Origin of the sequence: Streptomyces sp. NPDC088810 (assembly GCF_044750305.1) — a bacterium.
Lineage (GTDB): Bacteria > Actinomycetota > Actinomycetes > Streptomycetales > Streptomycetaceae > Streptomyces.
The window spans coordinates 254,892-269,142 of record NZ_JBIVJQ010000013.1; the positions used below are offsets into that span (position 1 = coordinate 254,892).

The 14,251-nt window shown below is 69.8% G+C and carries 15 protein-coding genes and 2 pseudogenes; 3 read left to right on the plus strand and 14 right to left on the minus strand.

Features of this window, described 5'->3' with window-relative positions; genetic code table 11:
- Window positions 1-6: 6 nt before the first annotated feature.
- The 3 genes and pseudogenes from ACIP4Y_RS33240 to ACIP4Y_RS33250 form a co-directional block, all read right to left on the minus strand.
- A pseudogene (locus ACIP4Y_RS33240) lies at window positions 7-195 on the minus strand (class I SAM-dependent methyltransferase); the annotation flags it as partial.
- Between the two features lie 32 nt (window positions 196-227).
- Window positions 228-1,166 (minus strand): NADP-dependent oxidoreductase, encoded by a 939-nt coding sequence (locus tag ACIP4Y_RS33245; protein ID WP_401399536.1) that lies wholly within the window; start codon window positions 1,164-1,166, stop codon window positions 228-230.
- A gap of 195 nt (window positions 1,167-1,361) precedes the next feature.
- A complete protein-coding gene (locus tag ACIP4Y_RS33250) occupies window positions 1,362-2,000 on the minus strand; it encodes an HD domain-containing protein (RefSeq protein WP_401399538.1) in 639 nt (212 codons plus the stop codon).
- A gap of 135 nt (window positions 2,001-2,135) precedes the next feature.
- Here ACIP4Y_RS33250 and ACIP4Y_RS33255 point away from each other — a divergent pair, with 135 nt between their 5' ends.
- Window positions 2,136-3,110 (plus strand): GlxA family transcriptional regulator, encoded by a 975-nt coding sequence (locus ACIP4Y_RS33255; RefSeq protein ID WP_401399540.1) that lies wholly within the window; start codon window positions 2,136-2,138, stop codon window positions 3,108-3,110.
- A 348-nt stretch (window positions 3,111-3,458) separates the two neighbouring features.
- Here the strand turns inward: ACIP4Y_RS33255 and ACIP4Y_RS33260 are convergent, their stop codons facing one another.
- The 3 genes from ACIP4Y_RS33260 to ACIP4Y_RS33270 are packed head-to-tail and all read right to left on the minus strand — an operon-like array spanning window position 3,459 to window position 5,823.
- Entirely contained in the window at window positions 3,459-4,574 is a 1,116-nt protein-coding gene (locus ACIP4Y_RS33260) for an FAD-dependent oxidoreductase (RefSeq protein ID WP_401399542.1), read from the minus strand.
- Complete coding sequence (locus ACIP4Y_RS33265; RefSeq protein ID WP_401399544.1) at window positions 4,571-4,855, minus strand: hypothetical protein; 285 nt, start codon at window positions 4,853-4,855, stop codon at window positions 4,571-4,573. Before ACIP4Y_RS33265 ends, ACIP4Y_RS33260 begins: the two co-directional genes overlap by 4 nt.
- Window positions 4,852-5,823, minus strand: coding sequence for a Clp protease N-terminal domain-containing protein (locus ACIP4Y_RS33270; RefSeq protein ID WP_401399546.1), 972 nt, complete (start codon window positions 5,821-5,823; stop codon window positions 4,852-4,854). The genes ACIP4Y_RS33265 and ACIP4Y_RS33270 overlap by 4 nt, the downstream gene beginning before the upstream one ends.
- Before the next feature lie 68 nt (window positions 5,824-5,891).
- Between ACIP4Y_RS33270 and ACIP4Y_RS33275 the strand changes: the two genes are divergently transcribed.
- A complete protein-coding gene (locus ACIP4Y_RS33275; RefSeq protein WP_401399548.1) occupies window positions 5,892-6,251 on the plus strand; it encodes an excisionase in 360 nt (119 codons plus the stop codon).
- 49 nt (window positions 6,252-6,300) lie between these two features.
- On the opposite strand, the gene ACIP4Y_RS33280 is transcribed toward ACIP4Y_RS33275, so the two are convergent.
- Window positions 6,301-7,140: an isocitrate lyase/phosphoenolpyruvate mutase family protein gene (locus ACIP4Y_RS33280; RefSeq protein WP_401399549.1), complete on the minus strand. Its 840-nt coding sequence runs from the start codon at window positions 7,138-7,140 to the stop codon at window positions 6,301-6,303.
- A gap of 187 nt (window positions 7,141-7,327) precedes the next feature.
- Here ACIP4Y_RS33280 and ACIP4Y_RS33285 point away from each other — a divergent pair, with 187 nt between their 5' ends.
- Window positions 7,328-8,017, plus strand: a complete 690-nt coding sequence (locus ACIP4Y_RS33285; RefSeq protein ID WP_401399551.1) for an SDR family NAD(P)-dependent oxidoreductase — start codon at window positions 7,328-7,330, stop codon at window positions 8,015-8,017.
- A gap of 28 nt (window positions 8,018-8,045) precedes the next feature.
- Here the strand turns inward: ACIP4Y_RS33285 and ACIP4Y_RS33290 are convergent, their stop codons facing one another.
- The 7 genes and pseudogenes from ACIP4Y_RS33290 to ACIP4Y_RS33320 all read right to left on the minus strand — a co-directional run.
- Window positions 8,046-9,800 carry a hypothetical protein gene (locus ACIP4Y_RS33290; protein WP_401399552.1) on the minus strand — a complete coding sequence of 585 codons (1,755 nt, stop codon included), beginning with the start codon at window positions 9,798-9,800 and terminating at the stop codon, window positions 8,046-8,048.
- A gap of 271 nt (window positions 9,801-10,071) precedes the next feature.
- On the minus strand, window positions 10,072-10,449 hold the full coding sequence (locus ACIP4Y_RS33295; protein ID WP_401399554.1) for a fic family toxin-antitoxin system, toxin component: 378 nt from the start codon (window positions 10,447-10,449) through the stop codon (window positions 10,072-10,074).
- Window positions 10,449-10,688: a hypothetical protein gene (locus ACIP4Y_RS33300; protein ID WP_361465141.1), complete on the minus strand. Its 240-nt coding sequence runs from the start codon at window positions 10,686-10,688 to the stop codon at window positions 10,449-10,451. Before ACIP4Y_RS33300 ends, ACIP4Y_RS33295 begins: the two co-directional genes overlap by 1 nt.
- Window positions 10,689-10,833: 145 nt before the next feature.
- Window positions 10,834-11,355 (minus strand): MarR family transcriptional regulator, encoded by a 522-nt coding sequence (locus ACIP4Y_RS33305; protein WP_358645432.1) that lies wholly within the window; start codon window positions 11,353-11,355, stop codon window positions 10,834-10,836.
- A 171-nt stretch (window positions 11,356-11,526) separates the two neighbouring features.
- Window positions 11,527-12,612: an alkene reductase gene (locus tag ACIP4Y_RS33310; RefSeq protein WP_401399555.1), complete on the minus strand. Its 1,086-nt coding sequence runs from the start codon at window positions 12,610-12,612 to the stop codon at window positions 11,527-11,529.
- A gap of 382 nt (window positions 12,613-12,994) precedes the next feature.
- Window positions 12,995-13,221: pseudogene (locus ACIP4Y_RS33315) on the minus strand (acetaldehyde dehydrogenase (acetylating)); the annotation flags it as partial.
- A gap of 487 nt (window positions 13,222-13,708) precedes the next feature.
- Window positions 13,709-14,251 (minus strand): phosphatase PAP2 family protein (locus ACIP4Y_RS33320; protein ID WP_401399557.1); only part of this gene is annotated, 543 nt, incomplete at its 5' end.

A 14,251-nucleotide genomic window follows, 5' to 3' on the forward strand; every position in this document is an offset into this window, starting at 1 on the left:
GAAGCTGCGCAACGCCAGGCCGATGGCCTGCGTGCCGATGCCACAAGAGCAGTCGAGCACCGTCGCGCCGTCCTGGCCTATCAAGGCGTCCAACGCGGCCCCTTGCCGACGGATGCTCGTGTCCCAGTCCGCGTAGATCAGGTGGTAGTCATCGGCCAATTCGTCGTAGAACCGTGCCACCGAGCTCTCGGTCATGCTCCGAGGCTGGTGTTCATGATCTGCCAGGGTCACTGGAGCTGCCGGCCATCCGCCTCCCTGACGCGGATGATCGTCCTGCCCGGGGTGCGTTTGCCGGGGGCGAACGCGGCGGGTGCCTCGGCGAGTGGCAGCACAGTGCCGACGACCGGCTTCAGCCGGCCGTCCCTGAGCCGCGCGGCGAGGTCGGTGAGCCGGGCGCGGTCGGGTTCGACGACGAAGAAGACCGCCCGCCCGTCCTTGGGCTGGACCTTGGGCGGCATGACGATGGTCACCAGCGTGCCACCGGCCCGCACCAGGGAGGCCGAGCGGTCGAGGATGTCGCCACCGATCACATCGAACACGACGTCGACCTGACCGGCGTCCTCCAACCGGTCGCTCTCCAGGTCGAGGAACGCGTGCCCGCCGAGGTCGAGCACGGTGTCCCGGTCGGCGGAGCGGCCCGTACCGACGACGCGGGCGCCCGCTTCGTGAGCGAGCTGTACGGCGATCGAGCCGACACCGCCGGCGGCACCGTGGATCAGGACGGTCTGGCCGGTGGTGAGACGGGCGTGGTCGAACAAACCCTGCCAGGCGGTCAGTCCGGAGATCGGCAGTGCGGCTGCCACGGCGTGGTCGATGTCGGCGGGGAGCGGCGCGAGGTTGCGGGCTTCCACGGCGACGTACTCGGCGAGCGAGCCGTCGCGGGTCCAGTCGGTCAGCCCGAAGACCCGCTGGCCGACGGTGAGGCCGGTCGTTCCGTATCCGAGTTCCGTCACCACCCCCGAGACCTCGTGGCCGGGCACGCTCGGGGTGCGGTCACGGCCGGCGCGGTCGGTCCAGGTGGCGGGCCAGTCGAGCTCTCCGCGGGTGAAGCCCGCGGCGTGCACCCGCACGATGACGTCGTTCTCGGCGGCGTGGGGATGGGGAAGGTCTTCGAGGGTCAGCCCCGAGATCCCGGCCTCGCGGTCGCGGACGGTGATGGCTCGCATGGGCATTCCTTTCGTGCTGGGGTGAGAGATGCAGGACGCAGACGCGTCAGTGGATCTTCGATACGGCCCGGTGGCGGACCAGCCCGCCACGAGGGCGGGTACGGCGGCCAGGAACCGGTGCCGGGAGGGCTGGTGGACCTCGGTCCTCCGACGGCAGTTCTGTGGCATATCGACTCGCTCCTGGCTGCTGCGGGGTCACCGCGGCCAGGGAGCTTCGATGATCCGCTCCACCATGGACGTACGGCGGAAACCGGGAACGAAGTGTTCCAGGACGTCCGCATTGACGGTCCCGTAGGTGGTGTCCGGGCGGTCTTTGAGGCCGTCGACGAATGCCTGCAGGAATTCCTTCTTGAAATCGCCGCGGGGATGAACGGCGACGATCTCGTCCAGCTGGTCGCCTGCCAGCCTGTCCAGCCCCCAGCCGACCGCGTCGGTCAGCACGCCGTAGTTCGTGGCCGCGACCTCGGGTTCCATTCGGCCGGGAATTCCCGGCGTCGTGTGCAGGGCGATCGCCCTCCAGACCACCTCGGCGGCGCTCTCGGAGAACCCACGGCCGAGCAGGAACGTCCGCGCGTGGTCGGCGCCGTCCAGCTCGAAACGCTGCTGCGTGTCGGAGAACGGGATCAAGAGGCCGGCGTCATGGAACATCGCCGAGATGTAGAGCAGCTCGGGATCGGGCCGGAGGTCAAGTGCACGCGCGTGGAGGGAACCGAAGAGAAATACACGTCGGGAGTGGTGGAAGATCAGAGGGTTCGTCCTTTCCCGAAGAAAGTCTGTGGCCTCCGCGACAGCCGAGGTCTCGGGTATTTCCACCCCTGCGATGATGTCGGTCATGATGTCCGTGCTTTCCGAAGCGATGTGCTACGAGTGGACCATGCGTCCGTTCTCCACAGTGCCGACCACGCGGCCCCCGGCGCCGCCTCGGTCGGGCCATGAACCACTCGAATCCGGTCACCTCAGGATGGGCCTGTGAGCTCCGACCCGCATCGGGTGGCGATCCTCGTCTACGACGGGGTCAAACTGCTGGACGTCGCCGGCCCAGCCGAGGTGTTCGGGGAGGCGAATCTCCTCGGTGCCGATTACCGGATCTCTCTGGTGTCGACGACGGGCGCCGACGTCGCCTCCTCGATCGGCATGCGGATCGCCGTCGACGGCAGCGCCGCCACGGAGCCCGACCCCGACACGTTCCTGCTGCCGGGCGGAGACGTCTATCCCAGGACCCCCGTCACGCGCGAGCTGGCCGAAGCGGCGCGGGACCTGGCAGCCCGTGCCGGCCGGGTCGCCTCCGTGTGCTCCGGTGCCTTCGTCCTCGGCGCGACGGGCCTGCTGGACGGCAAACGGGCGACCACCCACTGGAAGATCGTGAGCGAACTCGCCACCCGGCACCCGAAGGCCCGCGTCGAGCCCGACGCCATCTATGTGCGCGACGGCACGACGTACACGTCGGCGGGTGTCACCGCGGGCATCGACCTTGCGCTCGCCCTGGTAGAGGAGGACCACGGTCCCGACGTCAGCCGGGAGGTGGCCCGCTCTTTGGTGGTCTACCTGCACCGTGCGGGCGGCCAGTCACAGTTCTCCGCACCCCTGCAGGGTCCGCCGCCCCGCTCGCCCGCCCTGCGCAGGGTCGTCGACCTGGTCACGGCAGATCCCGCCGGCAGCTACTCCCTCGCCGAACTCGCCGGGCGTCTCAACGTCAGTACGCGTCACCTCACCAGGCTGTTCCGGGAGGAGCTGGGCACCACGCCGGCCCGGTACGTCGAGTCGATCCGCTTCGACATCGCGAAGTCTCTGCTCGACCAGGGGTACACCGCGACGCAGGCGGCGTCCTTGGCCGGCTTCCCGAGTTACGAGAGCCTGCGCCGCGTCTTCGCGCGGGAGCTGTCCATCAGTCCCGCCGCCTACCAGCGCCGGTTCGCCACCGCCCGCCGCGAGCAGGCCGGGTAGCCTCCCACGAGTGATGCAGGTGCGCGGAGAGGCGGTCGGCCCCGTCGGACTTGCTGGTTCGGTGCGGCCTCGATCGCACGAATGTGGACGCCGTGCACACCGCGACGGCTGCTGGGCGGCGGCCAGGAGCGGGCGCTGCGACCCGGCAGAAGACGCTCGACGAACTCGGTCGAGACCGCTTCGGCCACCAGTGGGCTTCGCGGGCAACGTCGCGGCGGCCGCCGATTCGGCTCACGGGGAGGCAGATGGCTTGCTGCCCACGTACGAGGGCCGGGGTACCCAGGGACCCGAACCACGGGTGATCGCGCCGGCTGGGCGGCCGGTTGCGTGGTCGTATTCGGCTGCATTTCAGGCAGGTTGGAAGAACTCGAGCATTTTCCGGCTGGCGTCCGGCGACATCAGTATTTCCTGGATGTGCGCGGACTGCCGGCCGGCGGCGCTGGTGCGTTCGAACATCTCGCGTTCGTATTCCTTGACGGCGGCGGGCAAGTCGTCCGGGTGGGCGGCCAGTGCGAGGCCGAGCAGGGCGCCGTCGAGGAGTGCCATGTTGGCGCCCTGTCCCACCGGTGGCATCAGGTGCGCGGCGTCGCCGAGCAGCGTGACGTCTGGCCTCGACGGCCAGGTGAGGCCGACCGGAAGGGTGGTGATCGGCCGCGGCAGGACCGTGTCGTCGCAGGCTGCGATCAGAGCGGTGAACCGTGAGTCCCAGCCGGTGAACAGTTCGATCAGCCGCGCCCGGGCGGCGGCTGGGTCGCCGAACGGGATCCCGCTGGCGGCGAACCAGTCCTCGGGGGTGTTGTAGAAGCTGAGGTAGACGCGTACGCGGCCGTCGCCGTTGCGCTGCGCCGACAGGGATTGCCCGTTGCCGAGCACCCAGTAGTTGCCGCGCCCCACCATCGCTGCGAGGCCGGGGTGGGTGCGGTCGATGTCGGGGATGCCGAGCTCTACGACGTTTTGACCGGTGTGCTCTGGTCGGGCGTCGGTGAGCAGCGCGCGGACCCGGGAGTACGCGCCGTCGGCGCCGACGAGCAGGTCATACGTCGTACTGCTGCCGTCGGCGAAGTGCAGCAGGCCGTTGTCGGCCGATCCGCACGCGTACCCCCAGCGCACCATGTGTTCGGGGAGAGAGTCCAGCAGCAGGTTGCGCAGATCGGCACGGTCGACCTCAGGTCGCTCGAGCGGGGCGTCGTCGGGCGTGTCCTCCTGGAGCAGCAGGGTGCCGTCCGGCTCGAGAAGACGCAGGTCCTGGCCCGCACGACGGGCAACAGCGTGGAACTGACCGATGAGGCCGGCCTCGCGCATCGCCCGCTGCCCGGTCCCGGAGTGCAGATCGAGCATGCCGCCCTGACCGCGCGCACCGCGCGACGGCTCACGTTCGTACACGACGGCGTCGATGCCGTTCACGTGCAGCACACGGGCAAGGGCCAGGCCGCCCAGGCCGGCTCCGACGATGGCGATGGTCATGGCTGCCTCTGATTCATCGTGTTTGCCTGTACGTGGGACATCGACTTGTGCTGCGGGCGGTCCGCCTCCGGCGGGGCGCCGAACGCGATCCCGGACTGGCCGGTCGCCCCGGCCGGAAACCCGGTCGGCCGGCCGGCCTCGGTCGGCTCGGCGACCGGTTCGTGTTCGGCATCCGGGCAGATGGCCTCCGTGATCGAAGCTTCCACCCGCAGCCGGACTGATGTCCGGTTCGCCGGCCGCACAGTCCTGGCAGGTTCCGGTCCGCTGATCAGCCCGTTCACCGGCGGAGCCGAGGCGCGAGCACCGTGCGCACGGCCTTGGCCACCTTGCCCTCGGCGGAGCCGTCCTCTTCCTCGGGTTCCGGTTCCAGCAGGCGCTGGATCTGCAGCAGCAGTTCGTTGGTCGACCGCCAGAGCGGGACGAACATGCCGGCGACCGGCCCGACGCCCTGAACCGGACCGTCGGACAGCTCGGTGACCTTCTTGGCGGTCGTGACCGTTGTCGGATCCCGCAGGATCAGGTGCACCTCATCGTCGACCAGCCGGATTTCCATCTTGCGCGCGGCGGCTTCCTCCGGGGTCGCGTCCGTGGTCGTCTCCGGATCCAGTTCGTCGATCTTGGCGGCGACCGCGTCCGGGTCGACCCCGAGTTCCCGCAGCACCCGGGCCGCCATGCTGTTCTCCGCCCGCAGCATCGCCTCGAGCAGATGATGGCTGCCGACGGGGGCGCCGCCGGCCAGCGCGCCGGCGGTGGCCACGGCGTCCTCGGTGGCAGGTGTGCCGGCCGGCCATGGGCCGGTCGCGACGTCCTGCGATCCCTCCAGCGCTGTCAGCACCGCGGCTCGGATCTTGGTGATGGGATTGATCCGCTCGGCGAGCACCTTCGCGCCGACGCCCTCACCTTCCCTGACGAGGGCGAGCAGGATGTGTTCCGTACCGATGTCGTTGTGGTGCAGCTGCTGCGCCTCACGCAGGGCGAGTTCCAGTGTCTTCTTCGCGCGCGGCGCGAACGGGATATGGCCGCTCAGCTTCTCCGTGCCGGGCTTGACCACTGCGGCGACATCGGCCTGCGCCGTCTCCTTGTCGTACCCGAGCTGGTGCAGAACCTTCGCCGCCGTGCTGTCCGGCACGTCGAGCAGTCCCAACAGGATGTGCTCCGTGCCGATCTGACCGTGCTTGAGCAGCCTCGCCTGCTCCTGCGCCCCGACGACCACCTTGCGGGCTTGCACCGTGAACCGTTCGAAAGTCATGCTTCCATGGTTGCAACCCTGTCAACACACTGCTTTTGACAGGGTGACCATGTCGAAGGGAGGGTGCGATGGAGACACCGTCGGACTGGGAGGACCGGCTCGCACGCTGGCAGAACGAGCTGGAGTTGTTCGAGCAGCTGGAGGAGACACCCTGGGTCACGCTGGCCAAGGCGGAAGCGGAGACCGGGGTTTCCCGCTCGGCCCTGAGGTCCTGGTACCGCAACGGCGAGATCCAGTCCCGGCTGGTCGACGGCCCGAACGGGCCGCAGCGCCTGGTCCAACTGGACGCGGTGATCCAGCGCGCCGCCGCGTCACCTCGCATTCAGCGCAGGGCGGAAAGAGAAGTCGGCCTGGAAGCCCAGGTCACCTTGCTACGGCACCGGGTCGACCAGCTTGAGCTGCGGCTGGCCGCGCTGGAACGGAAGTGATCGGCCACGCGCGACGCCGCCAAGGAAGGCACCCTCCACGCGCTCCAGCTCACGCAGAAGCAGTGGAGCGAGCACCCGGGTCGGGGAACAGGCCGTTCAGCTCGGGGAAGGGAATGGCCTCGGCGAGCGGCTGGAAGTCGCCGGTGTCGTACAGCCGTTGCGCGGCGTGGCGGGCGGCGGTGTAGGCGGCCTGGGCCACGCCCGAGCCGAGGCTGACGCGGGCGACGCCGAGGGCGCCCAGCTCGGTGACGGTGGGTGCTCCCGGACCGGCCATGACGTTCAGCGGTACGGAGATGCCCGCAGCCAGTTCCGCGATGGTGGCGGGGTCGGTGACGCCGGGGACGAAGATGCCGTCAGCGCCGGCGTCCACGTACCCGCGCGCCCGCTCCAGGGTGTCCTTCAGTCGGGTGGCGGGGTCGTCGAGACCGAACAGGTAGGTGTCGGTACGGGCGTTGAGGAAGAGGGGCACGCCGGCTCGTTCCGCCGCGGCCCGGGCCGCCGTCAGCCGTGCCCCGAGTTCGGCCGGAGGCCGGGTGCCGTCCTCGATGTTGACGCCCACGGCACCTGCTTCCAGCACCCGGGCAACGGTCGCGGCGACGCCGGGCGCGTCCCGTCCGTAGCCGCTCTCGATGTCGGCGGTGACCGGTACGTCGACCGCTGCGACGATACGGGCGATCAGTTCCACGACCCTGTCGGCAGGGACGGTTTCCCCGTCCGGACGGCCGAGCGACCAGGCGACCCCGGCGCTGGTGGTGGCGATCGCGGGTGCTCCTGCGGCCTCGATGACACGGGCACTGCCTACGTCCCAGGCGTTGGCGAGCGCGAGGGGACGTGCGGAATCGTGGAGGGAGCGGAAGAGCAGGGCTTGGTCCATGTGCGCTGTGATCATGAGGCCAGCCAACCAGTGCCCCCAGCCTCCTGTCCGGCGGGAATCCGACACCATCGTCGCGGCGGCGGTTACGACACGGTCCGCGATTGCGGCCGGGACACGCGTGCCTGACCCTGGTCGAGCAGCGTTGCGGACCGCGTCATAAACCACTGGCCGATCGCATCAGTCCGGAGGAAGGCTGTGTCCCATGACGACAACTCTGATCACCGGGGCCAACAAGGGCCTCGGCCACGAGACCGCCCGCCGTCTGATCGCCGCGGGCCACACCGTCTACTTGGGAGCGCGCAGCATCGAGCGGGGCTCGGCCGCCGCGGCCGAGCTCGGGGCCCGGTTCGTGCAGCTCGATGTCACCGACGATGCGTCGGTCGCCGCCGCGGTAGCCACCGTCGAGGCCGGCGGCGGCCTGGACGTCCTGGTCAACAACGCCGGAATCGAGGTGCGGTCACCGGGGGGCGACATCATCGGCGCCGCGGAACTGACCGCCGACGTGATGCGGGAGGTGTTCGAAACGAACGTCTTCGGCCTGGTCCGGGTGACCCACGCCTTCCTGCCGCTGCTGGAGAACTCCACCGCCCCGGTCGTGGTCAATGTCAGCAGCGGCCTCGCCTCGCTGGCCCGGGCCGGCAACGGGTATCCGGGGGTCGCCTACCCCACCTCCAAGACCGCGGTCAACATGCTCACCGTGCAGTTCGCCAAGGCGTTCCCGCGGATGCGGATCAACGCCGTGGAGCCCGGCTACACCGCGACGGACCTGAACCGGCACCAGGGCGTGCAGACCGTCGAGCAAGGCGCCGAGATCATCGTTCGCATGGCTCGGCTGGGGCCGGACGGCCCGACAGGCGGCTACTTCGACGAGGCGGGCCGGCTGCCCTGGTAGGCGTCCTCGTTCTCGTCCGGCTTCGCCCTCAGTACCCGTGGGGAGGCCGGTTGGGGTCGAACTGCTGGACCTTCTTGGCGAGATTGGAACCGTCGATGGCGACGCCGTACCGGCTGCGGACGTACCGCATCGCGGCGGCGATGCACGCCACGGGGTCGTAGATGTTCACCGAGGTACCGGGAGCGTGGCGCTGGGCGAACGTCTGCGGGATGCACTGCACGATGCCCCGGGAGCACTGGAAATGTGTGAGCGCGCCGTTCAGCCTCACGATCCGCCCATCGCCCAGATAGCCGTCCCCGAAGTCCTTGACCTTGTTGAAGCCGGGAGGCGTCTTGGCGTTGCGGTCCCACAGATTGCAGGCGTTGGGGTTGCCGGACGACTCGCGCGCGACGGCTGTCCTGAAGCCCTTCACCCAGTGGCTGCTCGCCTGGACTCCGGCCGCCGTACACGCCTGAGCGATCCAGTCCTCCAGTTTGCCCGCGGGTACGTACCGATGGAACGTCACCTGCTTCGGGTCGATCTGCCCCATGGTCTCGACGCCGGTAGCACCCGTCGCCCCGTCCACCGGGAAACCGGTACGCACCCGGAACAGCCCGGCGAACTGCCCGAGTTCCGTCAGCGACTGAACGCCGGGTGTCCCGGCGGCGTCACTGCCGGACAAGTGCAGCACCGTACGACGAAACTCGTCGTAGAGGTCCTGAGTGGCGGTCTCGAAGATCCCGCGTTCATCGGCCACGACCGTGTGCATGACCCTCTCCAGCGCGTCCTGCACCAGAGCCACATCGGCCTTCGGGCTGGCGTCCCCGTCCGGCTGCGCCTGCTCCTCCTGGGCACTGTGCGTCGAGGCCCAGACCACTTGGTTCAAGCTGACCCAGGGCTGTTCCGCGTCCGGGGACGAACCCGCCCTGACGTTGAACAGCTCTGACTGCTTGGCCAGTTCGACCAGCTCCTGTGTGCTGGGAACGCCGTGGCCGTCCGCCTCGGAGCGGCCCAGCTTCTCCTGGCGGAATCGCTCGAAAAGCTCCTGGGTCTCCGCTTCGAACACGGAGTGCGGGTCGTCCGGGGCGACGCCCAGGACCTTCTCCAACGCATCCTGTACGTGGGCGACATCGTCTGCCGTGGAGCCGTCGCCGTTTCCCGCGGCCTGCTCCTCGGCCGTGGGGTGAGTGGCCGCCCAGGTGAGCTGGTTCGCGGACACCCACGGCAGCGCCTCCTCGGCTTCTGCCACGGGCAGGGCTTCGGACTCACGGGACGCGGCGGCTGCCATATAGGTGTATCCGGGCTTGTTCTTCAAACCCGGGTCTGCCGTGACGATTCCCTCCGCGAATTTCGGCAGCCCGTATCCGTAGAGGTTCGTGCCCCGGCGAGCACGCTTCTTCAGGTACACCCCGTCGCCCTCGGACGAACCGTTGGTGTTGGTGTTCCCTTCGATGGTGTACGCATAGTCCGCGTCGTACTTGTAGACGAGTCCGACGTGTTCGCCTCCCGAGTGGCCGAAAAACACCATGGCCCCGATCGCGGGATAGAACGAGAACCTGCCGCGGCTCTTGTACCAGTTGACAGCCGTCGGGCAGTAGGCGGTCACAGGTGCCAGACTCTTCAGGCCGGCCTGCTGGAAGGCCCAGGACTGGAAGGTCTGACACCATGCCTGGTTCTGTGACCACTCCAGTCCGGGAACGGCGGGGGAAAACTTCTGGTGGTTGTTGTAGTGGCCGTTCGAGAAACCTTCGCGGTATCCCACTTCGGCCTTCTCGATGGCGATGAGGGTGTCCGTCTGACTCATCGTGTTCTATCTCCCTTCCCGCAGTCTGCGGGCCCAGAGAACGAAGGAACACGAAGGCGCACGAAGGAAGGCGAGGAACGCCACGGGAATTCGGCCACCGGTTGACTGGGCTCGCGCGGCCGCTGTGTTCATGCTATCGCTGGTGGTGGGGTCCCGCATCCGACCTGCGCACCCTGGGCTGTACCTCCGGCGTACCGCTCGACTTCGGGAAGTCCAGAGGCGGGTACAGCACAAAACACCAGCGGCGAGCACAGCGCCGCGGCGGCCGGCGTCAGGTGGCGGTGGGCCATGCCCGCAGCAGGACGGCGATCTTGCCGGCGGTACAGGCGGGGTCGAGGAGCAGGTCCTTCAGGGCGATGGCGTCCTCGCGGGCGGGCTTGACGGGAATCCCCGCGGCCTCGAGGTACATCACGCCGGTGGCGGCGGCGACTGCGAGGTTGGAGCGCTCCAGCCAGCGGCACCGGCCGAGTGTGTGCACCAGGGCGGCTGCTTTGGCGTAGGGGCCGTCGTAAACGGGCTGCTCGAACAGCTCGGCCCGGTGGCGGGCGACCGCCGAGACGGGAACGCCGTAGTCGTCGGGGGCCGGGTCGTTCGCGCCGGCGGCCTCGGCGACCTGCAGGATCCAGGGAACGTCGATGTGCAGTTCCATCAGGCCGCGCGCGTTCCCGGAGGCGTCTGCTGGGCCTGTTCGGCCTCGTCGAAGATCGCCTGGTGGTCGGCCAGGAACCGGGCGGCCGCGTCGACCGCGCGGGCGCGCAGGCCGCTGGCGTCGTCCTGCACGAGCCGGGCCAGGTAGTCGCCGATGCTCAGTCCGAGGTCGGCGGCGCGCTTTTTCGCGAGTTCCGCGATGTCCTCGTCCACGCGCGCACCCAACTGTGTCTTCGCCATACCAGCATGGTAACAGCCGTTACCAACCACGCACTGGTCGTTTCACCCGAGCAGCCCGGCCGGGGAGCTCGTACAGCGCGAACAGGGTGCATGTGCTGCCCGGCGGCAGTGCGTCCCTCCGTCCGTCCACCCGCCGATCGCCCGGTCAGGCGTCGGGCGTGCCGGGGCGCAGGGGTGGTTCGGGGTCGCTGACGTGGGCGGCGAGGGCGGTTTCGAGGCGTTCCAGGACGGCGAGGGTCTCGCCGCGTTCGGCGTCGGTGAGGTCGCCGGCGACGTAGCCCTCGAGGCGGGCCCAGAGGTCTTCGACCTGCTGGCGCAGGGCCTGGCTGGCGGCGGTGGGTTCGACCAGGACGGAGCGCTTGTCGCTGGTGGAGCGCACGCGGCGCACGAAGCCGGCCTTCTCCAGGCGCTGGATGGTGCGGGTCATGGTGGCGGCGTCGGCACCGACGTGTCGTGCCAGGTCCGTCTGGCGCATCCGGCCGCGGTCCCACAGCTGCATCATGACCAGCTCCTGGGCCGGGTGCAGACCGACGTCGCGCAGCAGTTGGCCGGCGAGCATGCGGTGCAGGCGGGCCACCCGGAAGATCGTGTGGCTGATCGGTCCGCGGCGTGCGGCCTCGGGGAGTTCCCCGGTCTCGGGGACCTGGGGCGTTGCCTCGGATTCCATGGTGCTGCCTTCTGCTTTCTCCCGTGCGGCCGTCCTTGCCGGGGCGGGCCGCGGCAGCCGGCGCCGGGGCCGGCTCCCGCGGACAAGCCCTCGGGTCCGCCTCCTGAGAGCACAGGGTATGTGCTGCTCAGGTGCGGCATGCCGGGCGGGCTCGGGTCCGTCGCAGAACCGTCAGGCGCGGGCTTCCTCCAGCGTGGGGTAGTCGGTGTAGCCCTTCTCGGCGCCGCCGTAGAAGGCGGCGGGGTCGGGGGTGTTGAACGGGCCGCCCCGGGCCAGGCGGGCGGGCAGGTCGGGGTTGGCGAGGAAGAGGGCGCCGTAGGCGAGCAGGTCGGCGGTGCCGTTCTCGACGAGTTCCAGCTCGGCCGGTCCGGTGGGCTCCTGGCCGGTGAAGGGGTTGAGGATGAAGGTCGTGGGCCATGCCTTGCGCAGCCGGAGCGTCAGGTCGCGTACGCCCGGAGCTTCCATCTGGTGCAGGTAGGCGAGGTTCGACGGGGCGAGGGCCTCGACCAGGGCGGTGTAGGTGGCCTCGGTGTCGGCGGTGTCGGACTCGTCGATGTCGTTGAAGGGGTTGCCCGGGGAGAGCCGGAAGCCGACCTTGTCCGCGCCGATGGCCTCTGCGACGGCCCTGGCCGTCTCCACGGCGAAGCGGATGCGCTTCTCGGGGCTGCCACCCCACTCGTCGGTGCGCTGGTTGCTGTTCGGGGCGAGGAACTGGTGGATGAGGTACCCGTTGGCGCCGTGCAGCTCGACTCCGTCGAAACCGGCCTCGATCGCGTTGCGGGCGGCGGTGGCGAAGTCCGCGACGGTGGCCCGGACTTCCGCGTCGGTCAGTTCGTGCGGGGTGACGAAGTCCTGAGGGCCTTCGTGGGTGTACACCCGCCCGGCGGCGGCGACGGCGGAGGGGCCGACGGGCCGCAGGCCCATCAGCGCGGGGTGTCCGACCCGTCCGGTGTGCATGATCTGCAGGTAGATCACGCCACCCTGGGCATGCACGGCGTCGGTCACCTTGCGCCAGGCAGCGACCTGTTCGGCGGTGTGGATGCCGGGGGTGTCGGGGTAGCCCTGGCCGACCCGGGAGGGCTGGACACCCTCGGTGACGATCAGCCCGGCGGAGGCGCGCTGCGCGTAGTAGTCCGCCATCAGCGGCGTGGGGCTCTGGCCGGGCCCGTAGGCGCGGCTTCGGGTCATCGGCGCCATCACCAGGCGGTTGGCCAGGCGCTTGCCGCCCAGCTCGTAGGGCTCGAATGCGATCGACATCGTCATCTCTTTTCTCGGGGAAGAGGGAGCGTCCGGACGGGCGCGCGGGTCTCCGCGGCCCGTTACTTGTCCGAACAGGTAACTCCCCTACTCCTCTTCCTCGAGGGGGAGTGAGCTGCATCACGCGTGAAGGGCAGAGCAAGTGTTCCGCGGTGAGGGAGCGCGTATGGACGCCTGACGGGCGCCTCCCGAACCCCGCGCACACTTATTTGCTCGGACAATATGTGCGCCACTGCGGAGAAGGAGCGGCGCCCGGACTCCAGACGCGTCTGCTGGTCGTCGGCGTGGACGTTCGCTTGTCCTGGGTGACCCCACCGTGGCTGGCGAGTGACCCCAGCAGAGCGGTCAGGACGCGATCCGGTGCGGCGTCAGCACCTTCCCGCGGGGGTTCCGCCGGGTTGAGGAGATGATCGCCTTGCCGCGGACCGCTCCGCCCACCCGCTCGACGGCGGACGACGTGGTCTCGGTGAACTCGTCGGTGTCGGCGAGGGTCCCGGGGCCCGCCGAGCGGGAGGAGATCGAGGCGACGACGATCTCGCTGTATTGCACCGGGGCGACGGCGGCGACGGCCACGATCGGAATGGTGGCCGGGCCGCCGCAGGTGACCATGGCCGCTCGTCATGCGGGTCAGCAGCGCACGGCCGGTCGGGACGGCATGCCTCACCGCCACACTCCGCAGACCGCATGAAACGCCGCTTCGTCTCCCCTTCGGCACAGCGCAGCGACGTCCCCCAGCATGTGGTGCCCGGGTACCGCGGCGAGCTCGCCAAGGCCGGCATCGCCGACGCCGGCGGCCGGCCCCTGCCCGACCGGAGCACCGAGTCGGCACTGCGCCTGATGGACCTGCTCGGGACCGCCACCTCGATTGTCGCCGTCTCCATGCCCGGCGTCGGCTTCCTGGTCGACCCCGGCGAGGCCTCGCGTGCACTGGACGCCCTGCGTGTCGACGGCCAGGACAGGCTGTGGCGCACGCTGAACGACTGCGGCGCGGTGGTCTTCGTCCACCCCGCCGGTCCCCGCTCCCCCAGCGCCGTCGTCGGCCCTCCCAGCTCCGGCAAGCCTGCGCCAGGCAGCTCAGCGCACCAAAGCTGGACGATCAGACCGGTTCGGGCTGGGGTTCCGGCTGTGGCACGGGGGCCGGGGCAGGCTGCCAGAGCCTCGTGGTGCGCAGGTAGCCGTGGATCACGGAGGCCGTTGCCAGGACGAGCAGGGGACCGAACAGCCACGGGTGCCGGGCCATGGGCACCGGCAGGTAGCGGTAGGACAGAAGAAGCGCGGTGAACACCGTGGCGCCGTGGGCGACCAGGTGGATTCCGGCGCGGTCCCAGCCGCGTGCCAGTGAGCGCAGTGCGGTTTCGATCGTGAGGGTGAATACGACTCCGGCAAGGATGTCCGCGCCGTAGTGGTAGCCGAATCCGAGGGTCGCGCCGAGGGTGGCGATGAGCCAGAACGTGCCGGCGAAGCGCAGAATGCGCGGGCCGCTGCGGGAATGCAGGAAGATCGCGGTCGCCCAGGCCGTGTGCAGGCTCGGCATGCAGTTGCGGGGGGTGACCTCGTCGAACGGCATCGCGTGCGGCACCACCAGCGACGCCGGGGTGTCCGGCCACAGGTCGGCCACCGCCCAGTGCCCGCCGTCGGC